The sequence below is a fragment of the Pseudovibrio sp. Ad37 genome, from assembly GCF_001623075.1.
Classification (GTDB): Bacteria; Pseudomonadota; Alphaproteobacteria; order Rhizobiales; family Stappiaceae; genus Pseudovibrio.
Genome location: NZ_LMCF01000083.1, coordinates 12586 through 33919 on the forward strand (window position 1 = coordinate 12586; position 21334 = coordinate 33919).

Below are 21334 nucleotides of genomic sequence, written 5' to 3' on the forward strand. Positions count from 1 at the left end.
TCCTTGCTAATAACAGTTTTACAGCTGTAAAAATCTACGCGCCAAAGCGCACCGCACATCCAGCATCAACATCCGAGCCAGCCCACAACATCCGTTTTACAGCTGTAAAAAATCAAACCGGAGAGGCGCCGCCTCATACTGAAGCCCCGTCACCCCGTGGTGGATCCTAAGCAAAACTGGCAGACAGAGCGTTTTTACAGCTGTAAAAATCTACGCGCCAAAGCGCCCGCACATCCAGCATCAACATCCGAGCCAACCCACAACATCCGTTTTACAGCTGTAAAAAATCAAACCGGAGAGGCGCCGCCTCATACTGAAGCCCCGTCACCCCGTGGTGGATCCTAAGCAAAACTGGCAGACAGAGCGTTTTTTACAGCTGTAAAAATCTACGCGCCAAAGCGCCCGCACATCCAGCATCAACATCCGAGCCAGCCCACAACATCCGTTTTACAGCCCAAAACTCTCATCACCCCTAATGGATGCAGAGCGTGGAGCCGAAGCGTCCTATTTTTGATTACGCTAATTGGCTGTTGTTTGTATTTCCCATTCATCTACCTGCTTGCTGAAAACAAACACCGCAAATTCACTCATTAAGATTCCCGCTGCCAGTCAACATGTTCCTCTTTTAGCAAAGCGTCGGGCCGCAGGACCTGCAGCGCGCGGTGCGGCCAGAAGCAGGGCGCTCATTGCACCTCTTCTACGCATCAAGACCGACGTTATTCAGACCAAACAGTGTCTTATGGAGCATCAACTTGCCGTCGATCGCACGGTCTATGCAAGCCCTGAAATAACCGGCAGGTCGAGAAATGCTTTGCGGAACGCGAAGAGTTTTCTCGACTGTTGTAATTAGAACCGCACCAGCAAGATATGGCCCCACCTTGGCTCTTGCGTCTTCCCATCCAGCTTCAGATAGCCCAACTAAAAGACGCATTTTTCTGCAAACTAGTTCCAACGCACCCCAACTTGATAACTCAAACTCAAGTGTTTCTTGTGCCTCACGAGTGGCGCTTTGCAAAAGCCCTAATGATACCTCAGACAGTGCACTCGTAAATCCGTCACTAACTGGTGTTTTGGCACCAAATTTGCTCAAGCCATTTTTTTCTAAAGCCATTTTGGTCGAGCCTTTGGCGAGACTTGGAGATTTTGAGTGATCATCTTTTGATGATCGCCGCCTGTTCTTACTTAAATTTGAGTCTTGATGGGTTGTATTATTATATGGGGTGACATCTATGACACCTGTGGTTGTCATTTGTTCAGAATGAACAATTCTACTGCTCAACCTTGAGGTTTCATCATCCGCTAGATTTACCTCCTCAGACTGTCCTTCAAACAAGATTAATGCTTGCTCGTGAAGAAGTGTTAATGCCTCTGCCTTCTCAAGGAGGTCATACCCTTGCTGTTCAATTTGATTGTGGACACGGGCGATCTCTTCAAAGTCAACACCTTCCTGCTTGGCTAGTAGACGTAGGTCTTCTAGAGCACGGCGAAGCTGACTATTGGTTCGCCTAGCGTCTTTTTCATGCTTCAAACGTTCGGCAAACTCGTTACCAATCCTTTTGAGCTTTTTTAACTGCTGCCTTGCAGGTGAGAAATCAAGGCCATAACCATGCTCAATAACTCGTTCTTCGCCCCGTCGGTAGATGTAGCGCCTACCGGTGGGGCTGTCCTTGTAGGCCAGGACACCCGCTTCAACCAACCTGCGCAGGGACCTCACCACAGTGCGTTTTGAGCGGGAGACATACTCAGCCAGTTTTTCATTGGAAATCGCAACCAATGGACGGCGAGATTGCTGCCAGTCTTCCGCTGCTGTGAGACCGATCAGTATATCCAGAATATGATAGGTAGTGCCGTCGATCCCCAAAGCAGGAGCTGCTTTTTTCAAAGCCATCGCTACTTCGGACTTGGTCGTTTTAACAATGTCATTTGCCATAGCCAGACGCTGGCTGGCTAACATTGCCGGGGTTAATTTGCGAAATGGTGCTACACTCATGGTCATAAGAGCGCTCTCGAATGAAGAAAGTTATCAATCACTCCAAAAAAAAAGCGCCAAAAACCGTTCCCAGAAAATAGTGGGTTGAAATATGGTCGGTGTCGAACTAGATTGGAACTGCTAAGATCTATCTGTTCGAGCGCTATGCTTGGAGCAGTTTAAAGCGGCTTTGCAGGTTCTGCCTCAAAGCCGTTTTGCATTATTGCTTTTCCATCTCTTCCTCCTCACGAAATTTTTGGATATAACTCTCCAGGTTTTCCCGGATAAATGCAGCAAACTTCGGCTGTTTTTTCAAATCGATCTCAAACGACATTTTGGTTGCTGTTTCCTTCAGCAAAACCTCCGACGCCGGTCCAAACTTCGAACGCACGACTTGCCGTTTCGTACGTTTTTGTCGGTTCTCTTGCTTGGGGACATCTATTGCGATGTCCAACAGATGCGTGAAACGCCCCTCCGTTCCAAGCTCGTTGTAATCTTCTTGGGTGGCGTTAGAGATCTCTTTTCTAATCGCCTCCTTGACGAGATCATGATCCCATAGCGCCGCGAACTCTTCCCATCGTGGTCGGCCAACTCCGCGAGCATTACCGATCCATTCAAGAACCTCTGTATCCGGCAGTAATCGTGCAAGTGACATGTAAGTTGACACCGTAGCTTCAGACTTATTTCCAATTGCGCGCGCAATCGTGTTTCTGGGTATGTTCTCCTTTTCCCATAATTTCCATACCCAGCAGAGTACCTCCAAGAAGGTTAGGTCCTGTCGTTCGCTGTTCTCTTGTCCCTGCGCGACAAGCATCTCCTCATGGCTCATGGGTTTTACGAGGGCAGGGACCTTGGAACCAAGTTGCTCACACGCAGTTCGCCGCCGATTACCATATACAGTTTGGTATCGATCTGGCTGATCCGGATGAGGACGAACAGTTATTGGTGTTTGAACACCGCCTTCGTCAATCGACTTTTTGAGGCTCTCGAACGCTTCTTCGTCTGTAAAACGAAACCGATCCGGAACCGGAGAGGGGTCGATGTCAGAGGGGTCCAGCAAATAGATTGCCACACCTGCGGCAATCATTTCTTTCATTTTTTCGTTAGCTTCTTCGACCTCCATTAAGCTGCCTGACATTGCTCTAATTGGGCCAGTGCTTCCTGGCTTCTTTGGCCTTGTTCCAGCGCTCTTTTTCAAGAGTGTCTCAGCATCAATTGGGGCAGAGAAGAGCCTGTTGACCTGGCTCTTCCGGCTGTTCTTGGTCATTATGTGCGCCTCCATGCCGATCGGAGAAGTTCATAAACCTCTCGATTAACTGCGTTCACACTGTCTAACGCTCGCGTTAACGTCGGCCCGCTTACTATACCTTTGTCAATTTCATAGACGGACTTTTTTTCCAGCGCGGCAGAAGCAATCGCTGTTGATTCTAGAACAGAGCTCTTCAAAACATTATCGGTGAATAGCCCTCGCATGAGTGTCCCACAATTTAACTGCGGATGATCGTTGGGGTTATATCGAGTAAAGACATACTTCAGGAAATCGAGCTCAACGCGCCCGCCATTGTTCTCAATCACGACCATCAGATCAGCGAGCATGTTTAGAAACTGGCTCATACTTGAGACATCAATCATCGAGGGATGAACAGTCACCAACACGCCGGTAGCTGCAAATACAGCCCCCAGCGTCAGATAACCAAGCTGGGGTGGAGCATCAATGACAATAACATCGTAATCGTCTCTGACAGGATCCAATGCATTATGAATCGAGCGGTAAAATGCGTTCTTTCCTCTTGCTATACCATCATTAATTGCGGTCGGGACGCGGTGCTCATATTCCATCAGCTCTAAGTTGGCCGGAATCAGATCGAGATTATAGAAATACGTTTTTCGAATAACTTGCTCAATTGGAACCCGCTCTTCGTCATAACGAATAGCTCCAAACAAAGATGCATTGTCACCAATGTCAATCTCTGGCTGCAGTCCGAAAAGCGAAGTCATTGAGGCCTGAGGATCCAAATCAATAGCAAGCGTGCGAAGACCTTGCATTGCGAGGTACTGAGCCAACGGTGTGGCTGTTGTAGTTTTCGCTGAACCACCTTTAAAGTTTGCTACACAAATAATCTGCAGCTTCTCATCTTCAGTCCGAGTAGGCACCAGCCCCGGCCACTTACCCGGCTTGCCATTTTCAGAAAGGTACTTTCTAATTTCCCAGAGATTTTCAAGCGTATAGGCTCTATTGTTGCGCGGGTCACGCTCAAACAGTCTGAAGACACTGTCGTCTATTGAACGTAGCGTGTGCGTGTTGACACCCAAAATGTCAGATGCTTCCCGTGGAGTGAATGTCCGCATCACTTTTTGCGCTTTAGGGGGATATGTCATCTCACTCAGATGAGACAACTGCGCCGAGAGGAGCTTCGCATGCTGATTAACTTGGTCTGCAACTGATAACGGCATCTCATCACCGTCAACCTGATATAATTCGGACATCACCCCAAAACCTCTATATGCAAATCTAAGGTACAGGCGTATTTTTCGCCATTACATTAGATTTGAAGCTGCACCCTATTTTTTAATTGGTCAACGGTTTTTTGGTTAATGCTCATTAACTATTTGATCTACTGAAGGTGGTAATTGGGCAATCGCTCACCCCTAAACAGTCTGGTAGGACAGAATTACGTATATTTTTCAATCTCATAGCTTCTTCTCATTCTTCTTCTGAAGTCAAATTCTGACCTATGAATTAAACTGTCGGTAACAACGTTCAGCCTGCGTTCTCAACTCAGACATGCAAAATGAAGTAGATCCTTCGAGAATCAGCTTCTTACTGATTCTGGCTTTTCACTTCATCTGAAACAAAATATTCATCCACACACTCGGCACGGGAAGCTTCGCTCACTTTTTTGAATTTCCACACTTAAAATTTGCCAACCAGGACAAAGCTTGTCTCCAAAGCAAAAAAACACCTCTCAAATCAATTGAGAGGTGCTTCCCACTGGTCAGTTAAGAGCACGACCAGTTCAACGCCGCATCTGTGCAGTTTCAAGCTGCAAAACCAGCATACACCCTTTGAATAGAAACTCGCATCAGCTATCCCTAAAAAGGGGATCAAGAAGCATTTTGCTCAAAAGTGCGCGTAGCTTCGGATTGGCCTTATCAAAGAAACATATGCATCACTCAACAGCAGAATATTGAGGGCGATGAGCATATGACCAAACCTGACCATCATAATTGGCAAACTTCAGAGCGCGAATTTCTGGATCAGATGATCAGGCAATTGGCAGATATGGATGATCAGGATCAAGCGCGCTTCGAACACCCAAGCATTCCTATTGCTTTAAAGGCCTCCTCAGAGGGGGACTGGATCAGCATTTCACTCGTTCTTTCAACAGATGAGGAGACACCAGCTTGGATTGGAGAGTTCGCTCGATTTGCAGAAGAAGGAGAAAAGGTGCCGAATCTAGTTCGCCGGCTCAGAAAGAGCCGTGTGAAGTCTAATAAAGCACATACCAAGATCGCAAATGAGATCCAAACGACCATGCTGGAGCCGGTCAAACCCCTTTCAATTCGTTCCGTTATTGCAATTGGACACCTTAAACAAAAAAGAAAAGAAATAGCTGAGACAGTGCAAGCCTTAGGCATCATTGTACCGGACGATTTAACAACCAGACTTCTGGATGCATCATTTTGCTTAGATGCTTCTCCGTATTTCGGTCAAGAAAACGCAAGCTTGTCGATCGATACACAAAGAGGAAGTGGGACTCTGGTAATCAACGACATACCAACTAAGCACCTACCCAAGATAGTATCGTACCTTTGCGGAAAACATATACAAAGCTTATCACATGAGTAAATAACTTTAGATTAGTTCAATTCTTGAAAAGAAGACACAACAGAACAAACAATATCTATTTTTGTACTGGTAATACAATCAACAACTTTGATTAACCTCAGTATTTACAATATAAGTTCGATATATATGTTGCATACTCAGAGTAATTCGAGTGACTTTCGCATTTGGAGAATGAAATTGAAAAAATACTACCGGCTGTCTTCATTACTGTTCTTATCAATTCTCGCAGGTTGTCAAGTAACGGCACCCACTGCAAAAGACCCTCTAGGGATTATTAAACGAACAGAGATCGTCACCCCCGTAGAAAATTACAGTAAAACCTATATCGTGCCCGCCAAAGCTGTAGACAAAAATGATGTCGCCTTTGGATTGGTATTTCACATTCCAGAGCGCACGACAGACATGGTTCCAACCGGCACGCACTCATTTGACGTAACTATTGATCGATCCCGAGGGGATGTTCAGTACACCAAGAACCGATGGGCACCCCACGTCTATCGTGTAAAGGCTACGGCAAAACCTGTGAGCAACGGCTATCGTGTCACCTTCACCCCATATGAACGAATTGATTTCCTTAAGTGGAAGGGAGATTCAACCCAAGCATCCAGTTTCCTTGAACTGGAACGAATGCTTTCACAACCATATTACTCTTTTAGACAAGAAATTCCCTCTTCGTACTCAACAGAGGCTATAATCGCCAGCTTTGATCAGAATAAAGCAGCCCGTCCACTTGGTAGCCGTGGCAACGAGTTCCTGCTGGATATTCCGGAAGCGAGCAAACAAGGTCATGCATCAGTAATGATTGAAGTAGTTCCGTATCGTAATGGCTCTAAGGTCATCGTGACCGGGAACCCAATCAGCCTCCATTACAAGAAGTCGGTTGACAAGTCTGTCGTGAACTTGATTGCGCGAGAAAAGGAGATCAAACGATATGTCCGACAGGCCATGAACTCCTAGTCGGCCCAGTGGGCACCAGGCTGTATATTTGGCCATCTTGAGGATCAGATAGAGAACAAATTGCACGTTATTTAGGGTAGACCCGTGGTTCACACTCTGAAATGAACAGATTAGCAGCATTATACTGTTTATTTTGGGTCAATTCGATTGATATTGAACACTTCTCTGCGAGGCAAACCCAAAATCAACGCTTCAAAACGTTATTGTAAGCTCATGCAGAGTGCAAAAGAGCTTAATTTGTACCTTTTATGTTCTTTAAGATGGCCATTGGTGCAGCTATGTGTTCATAGGGCCAGGTACGCCCGCCACGCACTACAAATTTGTACGGGCTACGTTGCGCTCCTTCTCACAGCAAAAATTGACAGCGGTATAACGCGAACAGATTTGTTCAGAGACAACGCTCGTTTTTGTGGCAAAGTTGTTTTGTTGGATCGCATCAGTTTCGAACGAAACGGAAAAGGTGGCACTGAAGACCACGCATGGTACATCTGGTCACCAGTCCAGCAAGTAAATACTTCAAAGCAAATATTCTATGAGCAAAAAAAAAGCTGCGTAAAAGCGTCTATTTCAGACTGCGTCAGGCCATTCTCCAAAAAAACGCTCGTAGCTACCAACATCGTGAAAAATTCTTTGATAGCACTTTCATAAAGCCCCAATGCTGAGAGGTAAAAGATGTCTGACTTGGAATGCGGAGTTGAACACATTGGCAATGGTCAACGGTACGGAACCACCCAAGATATGATTCAAGAAATCAATAAGCTTCGGGCCGAAAACGATCTGCTCAAAAGCCAACTGAAAACCGAACCGTGCCCGATAGGCTGTAAACCTGTTCAAGAAGTAAACTGCCATATTTGTGGTGATACGGGAGCGATTACAGAGGCTGATCGGCAAACGTTAGCCGACGCATTTGGACGCCACGGATGACAATCAAACAGCGCCAGGTGCGAGCATGTCATTTAATGCGCGTGATCGCGTCTCCAACCTCCGGCAGTTTCCTTTCAAAAAAAAGAGCTGCAAACAGTTCGAAAACAAACAGTCCAACAACCCGACCGAAAGGCGATTAAAGTAAACTAACTTGGTGAGTAAAATAAACTCGGAAACCATTACTCAAGCTCCAATCATAACTCCATAAAGCTCGTACTTTCACGACGAGCCTCCATGTCACGATGATCGTAAATCTGGGTTGTTGTGACACTCGCGTGCCCCATGTTGTCTCGGACAGTCAGAATGTCGACATCGTTCTCGAACTGCAGAGTTGCATAGGTTCGTCTTAGATCATGCGCTGTACATCGCTCAATCTCAGCCTCACGAGCCAACTTGGTGACAATGTAATGTAGACCTTGCACGGTTAGCCGGTCTTCTGTGGTGATCTCTCCACGAGTAATTCCAAAAAAAAGAGGTCCATCATGCGACCCACGAACACGCTCACACCATTCATGTATTCTGGTCATTACAGACTTCGACATGAATGAGACCCTCTCTTTGTTTCCCTTACCAGTGAAAATCAGTGCACTGGCTTTCCAATCGACATGTTCATAGTTCAACTTGACCAGCTCCTCTCTACGCAGACCACACAGCGAGAGAACACTAATGATCGCCTCATCGCGAAGCCCTCGAATGGACTGTCTCTGTCGACATGCATTAAACATCGCAGACAGCTCATCCTTTGAGAGTGCACGTCCTTTTGCAATTTTATGACCACTAATGCGAGGAAGCGCTTCCTTTATCTTCCTGTATTCATTTTCAGGAATGAGATTGGCAAGCCAAGCTTCACGAGCAACGCCCCGGAGCGCGGCCAACGCGGTGCGGACTGTGCGCAAAGATAACCCTCTATCTTTATGCAAATATTCTACGTATGCCAAAAGAGCTATTCGATTTAGCCTTACCCACTCACAGTCTTTCCAAGTCGCCTCAACGTCTTGCTCAAGCCACTTTGCAGCACTGTTCAAAAAGCTCTGCATTGTATGTTTACTGGCATCGGACTGCAGCTGCCCAAGATAAAGCGCCGCTGGGTTTAAGTGATGGAAACGGTCCCGATCAACCTGGAGAGCTTGATGCTTGAACTTCGTCGGTAAGAGAGTCACTTGATTACCCATGACTGTCCTTTCAAGTGCATATTTTTAGAACCAAGGCGCACCCAATTGCAGATCCAGAAACACCCCATAACAAGCGCCTGACGATGGCTTACCGCACCTGCAGCACCTCCGTGCGCCTTGCTATATTAAATAGTTATTTAATAGAATAAAAACAACAAAAACGAAGGAAAACCAAGTTAAAATGTGTGAGTTGACTTACCAGAACAAAACATAATGAAGAGTTGTTAGCCTTGAACAAAACTACAGCAAGCTTTGTGCGACTAATACAAAGCTTGAATACTTACGCAAGGCAGAATAGTCAATGCAGCTGGTTTTGTCCGCCTCAAACAAGGCTGTCATCGTACGCGCTTTCAGCTGAAAATACTGCGTCCGCTTTGCTACTGCGGTAGCCGCTGGCAATCTTCTCTGCACCTCGGGTAACGATGAAAGACCACAGACTATGTTGACTGTCTTCAACGCACTTTTGGACCCGCATTCTTACGGTTCGATCTCCCGGCACGCGGCCCACACCGCGCCCCTCACCAAACGCAGCGCCTCTATCCGGCGCCCAGATATACCGGAGCTTTCTTGGTGCGGCCGACTTCAAATGGAAATCAGTTAGAGTGCCGACATAACGCGAATAAGCTTGTTGGGAAGAGATAACCCCAAGCGCACGGCTCGCCTCACCTCCTGACGCTTTCTTCTCGCCCATGTGCAACACTTGCCATTGCCACGAAAGGGCAGGGGGCGCTGCTGGCTCTTGCCACAGCATGATCGCCACTTCCTTTGACCGCATGGAAGCGCCCAGGAACGTATTTGCTTTCCCTGTTACCTCTTTCCAGACAAAACCAGGTTGCCAACCCATTATCTATCCTATTTGTTCACTCTATGTTCTCTTTTGCGCTCCAATGCAAAGAGAGTCAAGAAATGCTCAGCACAAGTTTTTTTTGTTCCTTGCATACCGAGTTCTTAATCTCGCGTTGTTCAACAAGAACAGCTTATAGGAGAAAACTAATGCGAAAATTCGTCGACTATCTGAAGAGCCGGTGGGACTTGCTTTGCCGTACCATGGGAAAACGGGTAGACCCCGACTTCCGTTCAGAAATTTCAAAACTCTTTAAAAATCCGAGTGTTATATTACCTTCTGCCACAGGTTTATGCTGGTTAGTCTTCAATCGTTTTTCGCCAGACCCTTTGCCTATGAAGGCCATCGTCATAATGGCTGCTGGATGTATTTTGCTCGTCGCCACATTCGTCATACTGGCTGGCATGATGCATCACGAAAACGAAGACCGCCGTCGTGAACTCGAAAACCCTACTGATACAGACTGAAGCCACCTCAAAAAAAAGGGGGAAAGCTCCCCCTTTTTCTCATAAATTCTATTGAAGATGACCGGTGCTAACTTACACTCAAGAGTCAAATTCGTCTCTGCCGCAGTGTTCACAATAAATGCTTGTATAAAAGGTGATGCTACCACCCTCAACCTTTTCCCAGCGATGACAGGTAGCTAACTCTCCGCAGCAAGAACACTGCTCTTGAGATCTACCAAGACCACCTTCGTCACCATAAAGAGCTTCAGCAGCCTCTAGGACCGCTTCTAGTGAGAACTGATGAATATCACTTTCATCGCAATCAGTTAGCTCTGGCAGACCCATTGTATCAGCGCACTCGCACCTAAATTGCTTATATTGATCAAGATCCTTATGGAGTCCCTCTTTCCGAGCTACTTCCTGGATCAGGTATAAATGGTCCTCAACATACTGCTCATAGACCTGAGAGATACGAATTGTTTTGAGACCTTTTTTAATGGCTTCAAACGCTCTCCTTTGGGTTGCGTTTTTTCTGACACTTTCCCAATAGCCAGGTGCGTTTGCGTCAACTGAAATAATCATTTTGTGCTCCTTGAGATTTGAACGTCCTCCTGTTTCCAGCTACGGAAAACCTGAGGTCGTAATCAAAAATGACGGATGCACTCCCCCCGCTGGGTGTGCACCCAGTGGGTTTGTATTGAGTTCGACTTTCCTACTACGCGAACGAAGGAAGGCCGCTGATGGTTTCCGCCCCTTTTTCGAATAACAGATGCGTCAGTTTGGCTTCTCTGGCCAAAACGAGACAGGAACGGAGGTCTTCAGGCGTTTTCGCTAAATCTTCTTCCGAGTTCAGTGTTGTAACCCACCATCCTAAGGAAGTTGATGCACCGAGACGTGGTTTTTTTGGAGGTTCTTTATAACCAAGCGAGAGCGAGCGTTGGGCCAACCAATCACGAGTGATTGCGCTTAGGTGGCCAGATGATAGCCTCAGGAACTTCGGTTCACAGTCTGCAGGTCGATGAAGAAATGGATTGTGCATGGCAGGCGTCCATAAGTGAGCTGGATGTCGCCCGTTCTGGGTAGACACCCAGAAGGTTCATTGGAATGGAATGATGGTTTGATGCTGCTTATTTGCAGAGCCCAGCTAGCTCTTCAAAGCAATGCAAATGCATCGCTAAAGCTACTTACCAATCGGCCCTTAAGGAAAGCAGCTTCAATTGAAAAAAGCATAAACTGCGAAGTCCTTGCAAACAAGGAGAAAGAAGGTGTTTTGTAATCTTAATGCAACAGTTAGGAGAGCTTAAAGGTCTCGATTTGAACAACTCAAACTTCTCATTTCTTGATTTGTTGAGGTTTGAGAGCTATATTCTAAAAAGGAAAGGGGAGCTTTCGCCCCCCAGTCCGATCACCAAGTGATTTTGAAAACGGCCCGGAACCAGACGTCCAATCTTTTCCGGGTCTTTTTCAATTCAAACTTCAGTTCAAATCTCACCTAGCATACCACCTCCTTTACCTAGGCTTTGCTACTGTCGGAGCGCCTAATTCCTCCGATTGCGCAGATTGGCATGCGCTGCTGCTTCGCAAAGAAGGTGGATTTAGTAATCGTAATTTATGCGGAAGCTTCACACTACCAAAGAACCAAACGTGTGAGCTGTTACCCACGACTATCTGGATGAAAGCCCGGAACCATCTTGATCGGGCTGGGCGAAATTGCCCCCCTTAGCCAAAACTGGCATCAGAACCGTTCCCACTGTCATTGCTAGTTCCGGAGTTGCTATTACTACTCGCAACAGCAACTGCGGCAGCTACGGCCAAGAGGTCGCCGCAACCAGAAGTGTTTCGAGTTGATTGTCTCGACGCACGCGCGGCGCGGTAGGTGCGGCTCCGGCGAACTGCGGATGATTTTTTTTGCGGCCGTTCACTTTGAGACTCTTCGTCCTCATTGCTCGGAAAAGCATACACCGGTGCCTGCCGTGCAATTCGTACTCTATTCCAATCCCATATGAGCGGAATCTTGCAGGATCTCTCGCGGTCCGCGGTTTGGCTTACCCACTCTTGCAACGTACTCGCTTCAATCTCGAAAAGGAGCCCATGAGGCGCTTCTACTGAAGATGGCGCCGCCGCTTTGGAGTGCACTACAGCCGCCAAAACAAGTTCTCCGTGGGTAGCAACAACTTTTACAAACGAGTGTTTTGTCAATTTCCAGACGTGGTAGATTGTGTCCCGAGAAAGGCCAGAACTACGGACAATACTTACAACACTATTTGGGCCGATGTGGTAGGTGTCTGCAGGGATATGTACTCCAACCTCAATACTCTGTGTATCAAGCTCAGATACACCTTTGGCACGATAACTCCTGAATGGCAGGATCTGCCTCTCAAACTCGACAAGATCACACCCATACTTAGCGCGACGGTTGTAACGCGCCTTATCTTCCCATGCTGCTTTCGACTTCTGCCTTCTAATATCTCTCTTTATCTCCCATTCTGGCGCATTTTTCATAAGCCAACAGACAAAAATGACTGTGAATGGGAGCGTCACAAAAATCCAATGTTCCATCAATCCGTAACTTTCTCTGTCAAAGGAAACAAACAAAAAGCAGCAGGGTCTGAAGCGGTTGACTTCTCTTTACTTCAAAAAACTACTAAGCAAACGATCAATCAATGCGACCCCATTATGTCAGGGAACTCATCCAGAATAAGAGGAGGTTTTTCTTCAATCCTGTCCGGGTTAGGGCGCTTGTCTAGCCAGGACGAAACCTGCTCAGGAGCAAGCCTTGAAGCAAGTTGCAATGGCAAACATTTGCTGTTGGTTCCAATCTGTTCTGTTTCATCCTCGAAAAGATCAAGTATGAAGAAGAACGGGTCTTTATCGGGATCACCAGCCGCTTCATCCTCAATAGTCTGATCCACATCAGATAAGGTTTTTAGACCCTGCTGTCGGCTCTCAATGTTCCACCGCGCCAGATAAATGCACCCATTTTGACGATTATCACCGACCGTTAGAGTAATATACATAGCTCATCTCACATTGCTGATTTGAAGTTCTGCCTCAATTTTACGTCTTTCTCCGGCTACATCAGCTGCCAAGTATTGAGCTACCAGAGTCTCCAACTTCGCGGCATCCACGCCAGATTTTCCATTACGCCAAATTTCGAATATTTCGCTTGTTGCGCTTGAACTTTCATCATCCTGCAGCCATTCATCCGGCACATAACAGCAGCGCACAGAGCCGGCATGGAAAGGCTCGCGTTCATTGTCCAAAGAAGCCGTTCTGATAGTCACAGTCGTTTTCACACTGATGTGGGAGCGGGAGGTTAAACGATTAGTTGCAAGCTGCCTCGCGGCTTTTACCGCGCGTTCGTGGCCTGTCCCAAATCCATAGTAATCATCGTAGGGATCGCTTTTGTCCATCAACAACCCCCTGCAATAGACGTGCACTCTGCTGACTGTCGAAATTGCATCGACAACAGCTAAGTCAAAAGGCTTCTGGAAGTTCTTGCGCGCGCCAAACGGATCAACGTATGTCGTATATGTCAGGGTTCTTGGGTTAACGATCGGCCCAAAATGGTCCACTGAATTTAGCATGTCTCAGGATCAGATCCATTAAGAACCTCCAGAGCCACCGCGCAGGAGTCGCTCAGGTGGCTGGACGCTGCGTCCATCTTTTCCTGAATAGAGGCGAGTGTTTCTGCATCAAGGTTATGATCACGCAGGCAGTCGTCAGCGCGATCTTCAGGATGATACAAAAGCCCTGCAGCACCGAGTTCAAAGATGAATTGCTTTGACGTAGCCACGCATGTTGGTGTGACAAAACTCTGCATGACGGTACTCCTGTCTAATCGGTTAGATTTTTGATTGAGATTTGTGCAGTGCCGGATTGCTGCTGCAGCATCTATCCGGCCTTGGTCATAGTTGTTTCCAGCATCCCAGAACTTCGAGCCATCAGTTTGATAATCATCACCAGCTGAATGTGTCGGCCAACCTTCAGCGAGCTTGGCAGCGTCTTCTAGGCCCTTTGCATAACCATCGGCATACTCGCCCATTGTATGCTTCTCATTGCCCTCAGTACCCATTGGCACCTCCAGAAAGGTTATTCTCGCGAACGTAGGCCTTTCCTGCCTCTGTAGCCCTGAGCGTATCGCCGCTGTTGCCTTTAAAGAAATCGAGCAGCCTACGGTCAATGAGGCCGTTAACAACGTTGTAGCCTGAGTTGCCACACTGGACTCGAACCTTGGCCCAAATCTCGTGATCTGAAAGACCATTTTCTACCGTTGCCCGGATGAGTTCTTTCATATGGTCAGTCAAAGGCAACATTTGCCACTTACCTCAATCGTTCAAAGGGCAGGGGCATCTGCTATTTCAAACAGAGGCCATGCCTTACCAATCTACGCTATCACTCGGCACAGCATTCTCACGCCAGCTCTCGACACATTTTATTTTTACCACATATAGTAAAAATAAAATCATTGCCGAAGTCAATATATTTTTGCTATTTGTGGTATAAATAGCAGCGAGGCTGAGGGTTTGGTTTTAGCAACACATAACGGTAGCGAGTTCCAAAAATGGGCTTGCATCACTCTGCACAAGTGGCTCCCGAGCAAAGCCCAGCAAATAGCTGGCGCTCGCGCATGGGGAGCGCATAACGACTGGCTTTCGGGCATCGAAGAGGTGCCGACCACGTTTACAGACGATATCAGAGACGTGAAGACAACCAGATGGGGAGACGACCGTTGGCCGGCAAAACTCCCAAATCGAGCAACGCTCATTCATGCCTTGTCAAAAAGTGAGATACCTCTGGATCAGGTCTACTTTCGCAGTCCGCTCTGTGTAGGCATTTCGCAAAAATTAGCGCTAGCAACAATAAATGCTATCTGGGACGCAAAAGCACTCGTTTACGTGCAAACCATGGACGTTCTTTACAAAGCTGGAGACGACTTGGAAGATTTTTGCACTCAGCTGCGCAAAGACATTAAGGCTTCGCAAAACAAAGATCAGCGGCGGCGGCATCCAGAAGGCTGAGCCGCAGGACAAACCATCATCATGGTGGGTTGAAACCAAAACACAAAGCGAAGTATAGATGCAAAATGCAATTTATACGCGCTGTATTGATGCAACAAAACAAAGACAGGTCTTTTGCGATGAAGTCGACTAAAAATACCCTATTGAAGTTCTTTGCGCTTTTGATGTTCGCAGATGTCTTCTACCAAGCTTTCCAAATGTACAACGCGGGAGTCATGTCGCTTGCGAGCGCGGGTGATATCATCAAGACGTTCACGCTCGGCAGTTTCACATTGATGTTGGTTAAGTTACTGAACAACAACGACAGATTAAACGCCCTCATCCAGAATAGGCAATCTAACTAAGGTGATTTCTTCAGAGTTGGCGTAATCAGCGCTTCCACGAGCAGGCCACCGAAGCCAAAGATCAGCAGCGACAACATTGTCCTTTTTACGGTTCGTTTCTGGCCGAGTAAAAGGCTCATTACACCTCCGGAAAACCAAACAACAATCAAACCAGCTATGGTTTTCGGGAGGAATAAACAGAACCCGGCAAGATTTCCATTTGCGAGCATAGCGAACCTAAGCGATCTGGATAAGGCATAGAGAAATACCGCCAGACTAAGTCCCGCAACGACAACTTGAAGCCACGTCTGAAGAAGGCTACCTACCGCTAACGGCGCACCTTCAGGCCGCAGCCACAACAACAACAATCCGGTATAAATCGGCGTTAATTGCAGACACATTGACCAAAGAAAATCACGCACTCCCAAGTAGAGAACAGCGCTGCCACGTTTTACCGCAATGAAAAAACAGACCAGTGAAACCAACGCCAGGACAATAATCAATAGCAACATACTGTAGCCTGTTTACTCCCCTAGGCCTGAGACTGAAATGAATGCTCCCTCGACGAGGGCCAATTCCAGAAAATATGGCACGAAGAAGCAGATCGCGCAATTCCAGAGCAGATCAACACGGCGCTTAGCAGAGTCAGCACCAAGGCTTCCGGCGCCCAGTCCAATGCCTTGCCAGTCCCTCGCGCACCAGTATGTCACCCAGAGACCGACCATCACGCACAACTTTTCGCAAGAGACGACCGTAGCGATCTTTGTCTCTGCCAGTAGCCACAAGTTCAAAAGGGCCGGCATTCAGGAGCTCAATCATGCGCGCTGTTGCTTTTGCTCCGAGCTGAGCTTCGTAATCACATTCCGGGCGGTAGGTCTCGGGTGTATTGATGTCAGATATACGGATCCGCTCATATCCGATGTAAAACGTATCGCCATCAATCACACAGTCCGGGCCGCGACCTTTGTCACACTTTTGGTACTCAACCCGAGCTCGGCTAATTTCGCGAGAGCTCTCTTCAGCCAGTGCTTCTGCAGCTATGCAAGCATTCAGGCCGACAAAAAAAACTGACAGAACCAATACATTGTTGCGTTTCATTGCGCCGGTGAGCTCCCCACATGAATTTTGGTATAGTGTTCAACCCTAACAGAATCGGCGCACTCTCAGTTGAGCTAACACCACAAATCAAGGTCAAACATTGGGGAGTGCTAAATCGTGAACCTGAGGAGAAACATGAACTACCTGCTTCCTTTAGAATACATTGCCCCTTGGTTCATTTTGTGTGCTGGTTATAAAAAATTGGCGATGGCTTAACGCGGACAAGTTTCTTGGACACTTGGGAATTAATTTCGTTGCCCTTGTGATTGCCGGGATTTGGATCAAGCCCTTCAGCTTTAGCAGATGGGCTAGCTCGGTGGAAACCTTTGGTGAAATGACTGAGCGAGCTGCGGATATGGTGTCCTATAGCGGTGGGGTTGTTGTTCTAGTGTTATTGGCAATACATCAGGGTAAGCTTTGGTTGGATAGCACTCGATAGACTGCTTGAAGGCAAGCAAAACACGCCGCACGTTTTCATGTACGGTAGTTCTTTGCAGAAGCCCGAAAAGGAACGTTGTAGGGAAGGAAACAGGCATGCGCGAAAAAGTTTTTTTTTCTGATGTACGAACCTTACAGGCAAAGTCTGATAGAGGGGCATGAATTCTATGTGGAGCAGGGGAAGCATCGCTTGCTGTCACAATTTGAGAATATCAATGAAGATGCAGACAAACACGCTGACGAATGGCTGAAAGAAAGCGGAAAGTGGTTTAACCCCGAAACCGACGATCCGGCGCACGGTTATGAGAGGGCCGAACAGAAAGCAATCGAATTTTATGGCATGCTTGTCGATCTGCGTGAAACCACACGGCTAATCATTACTGCCGGAATGTTCCACCAATGGGATAAGCAGCTCCGAGACTTACTCACAACAGAAATCAGAAAATGGTACGATGGCAAAGAGTTCCCAAAGCGGGTATGGAATGCAAATTTCGATCAGATCGTTGAACTACTGAAATCCATGGGCTGGAATATTGAGGACACTGAGTTTTTTGAATCTTTGAACCGCTGCCGCCATGTGGTGAATGTCTTTAAGCATGGAAATGGAGGATCATTTGAGACGCTGCGCGATGAATACCCAGAGTTTTTTAAGAATCTCCCAAGCGAACATCCTATGTGGATACAATTTGATCAGCTCAAAGTGAACGAAGATCACCTCGACGAGTTTTCGAGTGCGATCATCGCATTTTGGAAAAAGTTTCCCGACGATGTGACCGACAAAGATTTAGGTGAAGCACCTGATTGGGTGGAAAAGGCACTCAAGAAAGATGAGAAGCAAAAAGAACGGTAAAACGGGCGGATAGAAAACAATTATCCCGCCGGTGTCGAAAAGTAATAATGCTTCATACTTAAGAGACACAAATTCTTGGTTTGTTCCAGCTCAGCGGCAGGGCGCTGAGCTGTTGGAGCCGCAGCGCGCGGCGCGGCCAGGAGCAGGGCACAGGCCAAGAGGCTCAACGGCAGAGGAACTCTGCATCATCCAGATCAGCGGCACTAAGCACGCTCAGCTGAGTGAACAACGGTGGAGTTTGAAACTTTATCGGCCAGTTTCAGCAGGCGGTCGCGCCTCAATTCTATAGGTGGGTGAGAGCGAACCCAATATGCAAACAAGCCGGAACCCGCGACATTTTCACGGCGATACATAGAGTCGAACAAACTTGCGATCCCTGATGGACCTACCAGACGAAAGGCAAATTCATCTGCTCTAAACTCTTGAAGTCTGGATGTTAACGGCAGCAAACTATTTGCAATGCGAACGGGCACCGATAAAGCCATCAGTATTAAGATGGAAACCGGACCAACGAGCGGAATCGGACCAAGCATCCTGATTATCACTTTGATTAAGAAGTTGTACGGTGCCATCAATAGGCGTGAAAGCATTTGCCATCGCGTGTCCCAATGGCGCAAGTGTCCCATTTCATGCGCGATGACGGATCCAAGTTCCAACAGTCCGTTGTCTCGTGTCTGAGTTGTAATAAGCAAGCCGCTGGTGACTGCAACTCGGTTTCGCGTGTATGCAACAGCATTCTCACCTGTTTGATCGATGACACGCAAGACGATACGCGGTAGCGCGACATTGGCGGTCGTTGCTTGTAGCTGCACCAGTTCAAGAGCATCGGCCAATTGTTTTTTTTCGCGTTCACTAGGCTTTCTAGCCCCTACCTCAATGTCAGTGAGAGTTTCAATCAGGCCAGGAATGACATGTGCGACCATGGCCCAAAAAACAGTTACGAGAGCGCTTATACCAAATGCGTGCAGGTCCGTGATTTGCGGAACGTTAGCATAAAACAGTGAAAGTAGTCGCCTGACCAGCTGCAAGACTAATGCGATCAGCATAGCAGACCCGATCAGGTAGAGGCCAAGTGTAAGCAACGCAACAATTTCAATTATCAATGCGCGAAATAGCTTAAGCATCGGAAATACCTTATGAAATACCTCATGCAAACTACCCTGTAGTCCGTTAGCTATCAAGTAAATTGGCTATTATACAAAGTAGGGAGCCTTTGCAGATCCTTCCTGGCCTTAAGGCCCCTTCGCACCTTCAATTGTAGTGCTGCCTTCATGGATGGAAATATTTGCGCAGTCGCGGCCAAATATGGGCTTGCGTACAAAAGCGCTGTTCAGATCCGCTTTCTCATGCAAGTTGCCTCAACCAACCTAAAGTCGCGGAGAGAGGGTACTATAGAAGCTCTACTTAGATCGAAGTTCATAGAGTTCACGAAACATTTTGCAAACCAGTTCTGCTTCCTGGTTAACATCCGGCTTAAAACCGAATTCATCAATGATGGTTTTCGCAGCTAAAACCGCGCTCTTCACCAATCTAATTGGTGACGGCTCCAGCATATCACCTCGTCCTAATAAGAGCCATGAAGCAGAGATAGCGTACTCCTTAGACAGCTGAATCAAAACAGCGCTCGGAACGGGGGTCACGTTTCCCTCATAGTTCTTATAAGAAGTGCCGGAGACACCCAATTCATCAGCAAATTCGAGTTGTTTCTTATCAAGGTGTTTCCGCACCATTCGCAGCCGTTCGTGAATTTCCATTGTTCCTCACGCATTGATTTTCGACATTATCCTATCCTCCAAAGCCATAATACCACCCAAGATTGATATCAATTTGATATGTCAAACTATACGCCGCGCTGACACAGAAAGAACGCGCAATATGTATTATGGAATGTCCAACGATTACCCAGCTGTGGCTGCAATGATTGCGATACACAATCGGATAAGCTATCGTGCAGTACGAATATTGATTTAGTGATGCATTGCATCACTTGGTGAAGTTAGCTGGACTTCGAAAATAAACAGCGAACTATGTTTTGAAACCCCAGAGGTGCATCGCACCTCTGGGGCGGTGCTCCCTCCAAATTTGGAGTAAGCATATGATTAACACAGCAGCAATTCGTAGACGCCTTGAATTACGCGGATATCCGTGTCTCGGGCTAGAAGCTCCCACAGATAGTTCACATAGCGGCGTGCGGTTCTTTGGATCGATTTCCCTCGAACTCTTTAGGAGATTGACACTTAGGTTCGTCAGAGAGTCTGACTACGACAACGTAGATCGTGCAGAACTTGAACACTGGTACTCAAATGCCGTTCGTGACATCGGAGAATCGCCGTTTAAGGTGACCTGCGATTTTTCGTCCACCAACTCAGCCCCATTGGTAGAGACAGCCTTTGACTTGGCGGTACATCGCCAGCATCTAGTCCTAGATTTTTATCAATGGCTACTGACAGACATAAACAGAACACGGCAGGACATATTTAAGGAATTGTGCAAGGTACTCCAGCCAACCGCAGAACCCCGCCAGGGTTTACAGTCCCATGTGAAAAATCTTTGGAATCACAGTCAGTGCATTGTTCTTTCGAGCTATAAGAATGGAAAATATGCGTATTTGAAAACCGAGTTTCCCGGCGTCCGTGACGCAGTAATTGCGGATCGCCTTTTACGATTCATTCTTACTGAGTTGGATGATCCGGAAAACAGCAAGAGCACTGAATGTGCTCGCGTCCACCTGACCGACTTGATGTTTCACATCGAACGAGTTTCAGGCGATCTGACAGAAACTTTTGCGCAGGTTGCGTAAAATGAACAAGGCCAGCAAAATTGCTGGCCTTGTTCATTGGCTAACCACTTCGTTCATATAATCCGCCTCCCCACAAGCTCTGCTTGGATCGCTTCTTTAAACCCATTGTCTTCTTCCATTCTGGCATTTAGTTCCACTAGGTGCTGCCGAAGCTCAGAACGAGACATATCTTTCAGCTCAGGTAGGAAGTCTCCCATATGTATGCTCTCAAGACTTTGCGGCGAAATCGTTGGTGCGGGGTCGTCGGTGAAAACAACATCCGGGCCTTGCTCTTGAATCAAGTGTTCTAGTTCTTGCGCTATGAAAGCCCCAGCTATCGACAGCATTTTGATCTGGTTTCCAGGGTTCCAAGAAGCGCCTGTGAAAGGCCAATCGAACATATCAGTCCGATAGAGTGGCGGATTGCCGTTGTATTGATTATCCTGTTGCATCGAACACATGGTTGAGGCAAGAGCGTAGTTGGCTGCAGCCGAACTCAGTTCGCCGCGTTGGTATTTGTACTCGCCATTTGCCCCCCGCCGTTCTTCATGGATCTGTCGTTCCTGTTCACTCGCAATCAGTTCGATACCAGTACGCATACGTTCACCCCTACAAGCATTCACTTTTGTTTAATCTCACGCTCAGCTGAGTTCTAAGACTTCG

General features: G+C 47.2%; 23 protein-coding genes. 7 read left to right on the forward strand and 16 right to left on the reverse strand.

Features of this window, described 5'->3' with window-relative positions:
* Window positions 1-697 precede the first annotated feature (697 nt).
* From repC to repA, 3 genes are all read right to left on the reverse strand, one after another.
* Window positions 698-1996, reverse strand: coding sequence for a plasmid replication protein RepC (gene repC / locus PsAD37_RS13815; RefSeq protein WP_063296641.1), 1299 nt, complete (start codon window positions 1994-1996; stop codon window positions 698-700).
* A 193-nt stretch (window positions 1997-2189) separates the two neighbouring features.
* Window positions 2190-3236 (reverse strand): plasmid partitioning protein RepB, encoded by a 1047-nt coding sequence (repB, locus tag PsAD37_RS13820; protein ID WP_063296642.1) that lies wholly within the window; start codon window positions 3234-3236, stop codon window positions 2190-2192.
* The gene (gene repA / locus PsAD37_RS13825; RefSeq protein ID WP_063296643.1) at window positions 3236-4456 is read right to left on the reverse strand and encodes a plasmid partitioning protein RepA; all 1221 of its coding nucleotides are present in this window, start codon (window positions 4454-4456) and stop codon (window positions 3236-3238) included. The genes repB and repA overlap by 1 nt, the downstream gene beginning before the upstream one ends.
* A 718-nt stretch (window positions 4457-5174) precedes the next feature.
* Here repA and PsAD37_RS13830 point away from each other — a divergent pair.
* The 3 genes from PsAD37_RS13830 (at window position 5175) to PsAD37_RS13845 (ending at window position 7700) form a co-directional block, all read left to right on the forward strand.
* The gene (locus PsAD37_RS13830) at window positions 5175-5819 is read left to right on the forward strand and encodes a hypothetical protein (protein WP_063296644.1); all 645 of its coding nucleotides are present in this window, start codon (window positions 5175-5177) and stop codon (window positions 5817-5819) included.
* 177 nt (window positions 5820-5996) lie between these two features.
* The gene (locus tag PsAD37_RS13835; RefSeq protein ID WP_153039749.1) at window positions 5997-6776 is read left to right on the forward strand and encodes a hypothetical protein; all 780 of its coding nucleotides are present in this window, start codon (window positions 5997-5999) and stop codon (window positions 6774-6776) included.
* 672 nt (window positions 6777-7448) lie between these two features.
* Window positions 7449-7700, forward strand: a complete 252-nt coding sequence (locus PsAD37_RS13845; protein WP_063296647.1) for a hypothetical protein — start codon at window positions 7449-7451, stop codon at window positions 7698-7700.
* A gap of 194 nt (window positions 7701-7894) precedes the next feature.
* On the opposite strand, the gene PsAD37_RS13850 is transcribed toward PsAD37_RS13845, so the two are convergent.
* Window positions 7895-8596, reverse strand: coding sequence for a tyrosine-type recombinase/integrase (locus PsAD37_RS13850; protein ID WP_193778267.1), 702 nt, complete (start codon window positions 8594-8596; stop codon window positions 7895-7897).
* Window positions 8597-9194: 598 nt separating this feature from the next.
* Window positions 9195-9716, reverse strand: a complete 522-nt coding sequence (locus tag PsAD37_RS13855) for a hypothetical protein (RefSeq protein ID WP_063296649.1) — start codon at window positions 9714-9716, stop codon at window positions 9195-9197.
* A gap of 149 nt (window positions 9717-9865) precedes the next feature.
* Between PsAD37_RS13855 and PsAD37_RS13860 the strand changes: the two genes are divergently transcribed.
* Window positions 9866-10183 (forward strand): hypothetical protein, encoded by a 318-nt coding sequence (locus PsAD37_RS13860; protein WP_063296650.1) that lies wholly within the window; start codon window positions 9866-9868, stop codon window positions 10181-10183.
* 78 nt (window positions 10184-10261) lie between these two features.
* On the opposite strand, the gene PsAD37_RS13865 is transcribed toward PsAD37_RS13860, so the two are convergent.
* The 6 genes from PsAD37_RS13865 to PsAD37_RS13895 all read right to left on the reverse strand — a co-directional run bounded on the left by PsAD37_RS13865 (window position 10262) and on the right by PsAD37_RS13895 (window position 14478).
* Window positions 10262-10744, reverse strand: coding sequence for a hypothetical protein (locus PsAD37_RS13865; protein WP_063296651.1), 483 nt, complete (start codon window positions 10742-10744; stop codon window positions 10262-10264).
* A gap of 1137 nt (window positions 10745-11881) precedes the next feature.
* Window positions 11882-12721, reverse strand: a complete 840-nt coding sequence (locus tag PsAD37_RS28555) for a hypothetical protein (RefSeq protein ID WP_063296653.1) — start codon at window positions 12719-12721, stop codon at window positions 11882-11884.
* A 101-nt stretch (window positions 12722-12822) separates the two neighbouring features.
* Window positions 12823-13179 (reverse strand): hypothetical protein, encoded by a 357-nt coding sequence (locus PsAD37_RS13880; protein WP_063296654.1) that lies wholly within the window; start codon window positions 13177-13179, stop codon window positions 12823-12825.
* A 3-nt stretch (window positions 13180-13182) separates the two neighbouring features.
* The gene (locus tag PsAD37_RS13885; RefSeq protein WP_153039750.1) at window positions 13183-13575 is read right to left on the reverse strand and encodes a hypothetical protein; all 393 of its coding nucleotides are present in this window, start codon (window positions 13573-13575) and stop codon (window positions 13183-13185) included.
* Window positions 13576-13742: 167 nt separating this feature from the next.
* Window positions 13743-14237 carry a hypothetical protein gene (locus PsAD37_RS13890; protein ID WP_063296656.1) on the reverse strand — a complete coding sequence of 165 codons (495 nt, stop codon included), beginning with the start codon at window positions 14235-14237 and terminating at the stop codon, window positions 13743-13745.
* Entirely contained in the window at window positions 14227-14478 is a 252-nt protein-coding gene (locus PsAD37_RS13895) for a hypothetical protein (protein WP_063296657.1), read from the reverse strand. The genes PsAD37_RS13890 and PsAD37_RS13895 overlap by 11 nt, the downstream gene beginning before the upstream one ends.
* Before the next feature lie 210 nt (window positions 14479-14688).
* Here PsAD37_RS13895 and PsAD37_RS13900 point away from each other — a divergent pair, with 210 nt between their 5' ends.
* Complete coding sequence (locus tag PsAD37_RS13900) at window positions 14689-15183, forward strand: hypothetical protein (protein WP_063296658.1); 495 nt, start codon at window positions 14689-14691, stop codon at window positions 15181-15183.
* A gap of 340 nt (window positions 15184-15523) precedes the next feature.
* On the opposite strand, the gene PsAD37_RS13910 is transcribed toward PsAD37_RS13900, so the two are convergent.
* Window positions 15524-16018 (reverse strand): hypothetical protein, encoded by a 495-nt coding sequence (locus tag PsAD37_RS13910; RefSeq protein WP_063296660.1) that lies wholly within the window; start codon window positions 16016-16018, stop codon window positions 15524-15526.
* A gap of 133 nt (window positions 16019-16151) precedes the next feature.
* On the reverse strand, window positions 16152-16604 hold the full coding sequence (locus PsAD37_RS13915) for a thermonuclease family protein (RefSeq protein WP_063296661.1): 453 nt from the start codon (window positions 16602-16604) through the stop codon (window positions 16152-16154).
* Between the two features lie 607 nt (window positions 16605-17211).
* Between PsAD37_RS13915 and PsAD37_RS13925 the strand changes: the two genes are divergently transcribed.
* The gene (locus PsAD37_RS13925; protein ID WP_193778268.1) at window positions 17212-17892 is read left to right on the forward strand and encodes a hypothetical protein; all 681 of its coding nucleotides are present in this window, start codon (window positions 17212-17214) and stop codon (window positions 17890-17892) included.
* 203 nt (window positions 17893-18095) lie between these two features.
* Here PsAD37_RS13925 and PsAD37_RS13930 read toward each other — a convergent pair whose 3' ends face one another.
* Both PsAD37_RS13930 and PsAD37_RS13935 read right to left on the reverse strand, forming a co-directional pair.
* The gene (locus PsAD37_RS13930) at window positions 18096-19016 is read right to left on the reverse strand and encodes a M48 family metalloprotease (RefSeq protein ID WP_063296664.1); all 921 of its coding nucleotides are present in this window, start codon (window positions 19014-19016) and stop codon (window positions 18096-18098) included.
* 276 nt (window positions 19017-19292) lie between these two features.
* Window positions 19293-19646 carry a helix-turn-helix transcriptional regulator gene (locus PsAD37_RS13935; RefSeq protein ID WP_063296665.1) on the reverse strand — a complete coding sequence of 118 codons (354 nt, stop codon included), beginning with the start codon at window positions 19644-19646 and terminating at the stop codon, window positions 19293-19295.
* A gap of 341 nt (window positions 19647-19987) precedes the next feature.
* On the opposite strand from PsAD37_RS13935, the gene PsAD37_RS13940 reads away from it, so the two are divergent.
* Window positions 19988-20692, forward strand: coding sequence for a hypothetical protein (locus PsAD37_RS13940; RefSeq protein WP_063296666.1), 705 nt, complete (start codon window positions 19988-19990; stop codon window positions 20690-20692).
* A gap of 53 nt (window positions 20693-20745) precedes the next feature.
* Here the strand turns inward: PsAD37_RS13940 and PsAD37_RS13945 are convergent, their stop codons facing one another.
* Window positions 20746-21270 (reverse strand): hypothetical protein, encoded by a 525-nt coding sequence (locus tag PsAD37_RS13945; RefSeq protein ID WP_063296667.1) that lies wholly within the window; start codon window positions 21268-21270, stop codon window positions 20746-20748.
* Window positions 21271-21334 lie beyond the last annotated feature (64 nt).

Coding starts and splice junctions, on each gene's coding strand:
- PsAD37_RS13890 (WP_063296656.1), bottom strand. CDS start 14,237: ATGGGTACTGAGGGCAATGAGAAGCATACAATGGGCGAGTATGCCGAT.
- PsAD37_RS13935 (WP_063296665.1), bottom strand. CDS start 19,646: ATGGAAATTCACGAACGGCTGCGAATGGTGCGGAAACACCTTGATAAG.
- PsAD37_RS13945 (WP_063296667.1), bottom strand. CDS start 21,270: ATGCGTACTGGTATCGAACTGATTGCGAGTGAACAGGAACGACAGATC.
- PsAD37_RS13830 (WP_063296644.1), top strand. CDS start 5,175: ATGACCAAACCTGACCATCATAATTGGCAAACTTCAGAGCGCGAATTT.
- repB (WP_063296642.1), bottom strand. CDS start 3,236: ATGACCAAGAACAGCCGGAAGAGCCAGGTCAACAGGCTCTTCTCTGCC.
- PsAD37_RS13845 (WP_063296647.1), top strand. CDS start 7,449: ATGTCTGACTTGGAATGCGGAGTTGAACACATTGGCAATGGTCAACGG.
- PsAD37_RS28555 (WP_063296653.1), bottom strand. CDS start 12,721: ATGGAACATTGGATTTTTGTGACGCTCCCATTCACAGTCATTTTTGTC.
- repC (WP_063296641.1), bottom strand. CDS start 1,996: ATGACCATGAGTGTAGCACCATTTCGCAAATTAACCCCGGCAATGTTA.
- PsAD37_RS13855 (WP_063296649.1), bottom strand. CDS start 9,716: ATGGGTTGGCAACCTGGTTTTGTCTGGAAAGAGGTAACAGGGAAAGCA.
- PsAD37_RS13885 (WP_153039750.1), bottom strand. CDS start 13,575: ATGGACAAAAGCGATCCCTACGATGATTACTATGGATTTGGGACAGGC.
- repA (WP_063296643.1), bottom strand. CDS start 4,456: ATGTCCGAATTATATCAGGTTGACGGTGATGAGATGCCGTTATCAGTT.
- PsAD37_RS13865 (WP_063296651.1), bottom strand. CDS start 10,744: ATGATTATTTCAGTTGACGCAAACGCACCTGGCTATTGGGAAAGTGTC.
- PsAD37_RS13940 (WP_063296666.1), top strand. CDS start 19,988: ATGATTAACACAGCAGCAATTCGTAGACGCCTTGAATTACGCGGATAT.
- PsAD37_RS13895 (WP_063296657.1), bottom strand. CDS start 14,478: ATGTTGCCTTTGACTGACCATATGAAAGAACTCATCCGGGCAACGGTA.
- PsAD37_RS13860 (WP_063296650.1), top strand. CDS start 9,866: ATGCGAAAATTCGTCGACTATCTGAAGAGCCGGTGGGACTTGCTTTGC.
- PsAD37_RS13915 (WP_063296661.1), bottom strand. CDS start 16,604: ATGAAACGCAACAATGTATTGGTTCTGTCAGTTTTTTTTGTCGGCCTG.
- PsAD37_RS13880 (WP_063296654.1), bottom strand. CDS start 13,179: ATGTATATTACTCTAACGGTCGGTGATAATCGTCAAAATGGGTGCATT.
- PsAD37_RS13910 (WP_063296660.1), bottom strand. CDS start 16,018: ATGTTGCTATTGATTATTGTCCTGGCGTTGGTTTCACTGGTCTGTTTT.
- PsAD37_RS13930 (WP_063296664.1), bottom strand. CDS start 19,016: ATGCTTAAGCTATTTCGCGCATTGATAATTGAAATTGTTGCGTTGCTT.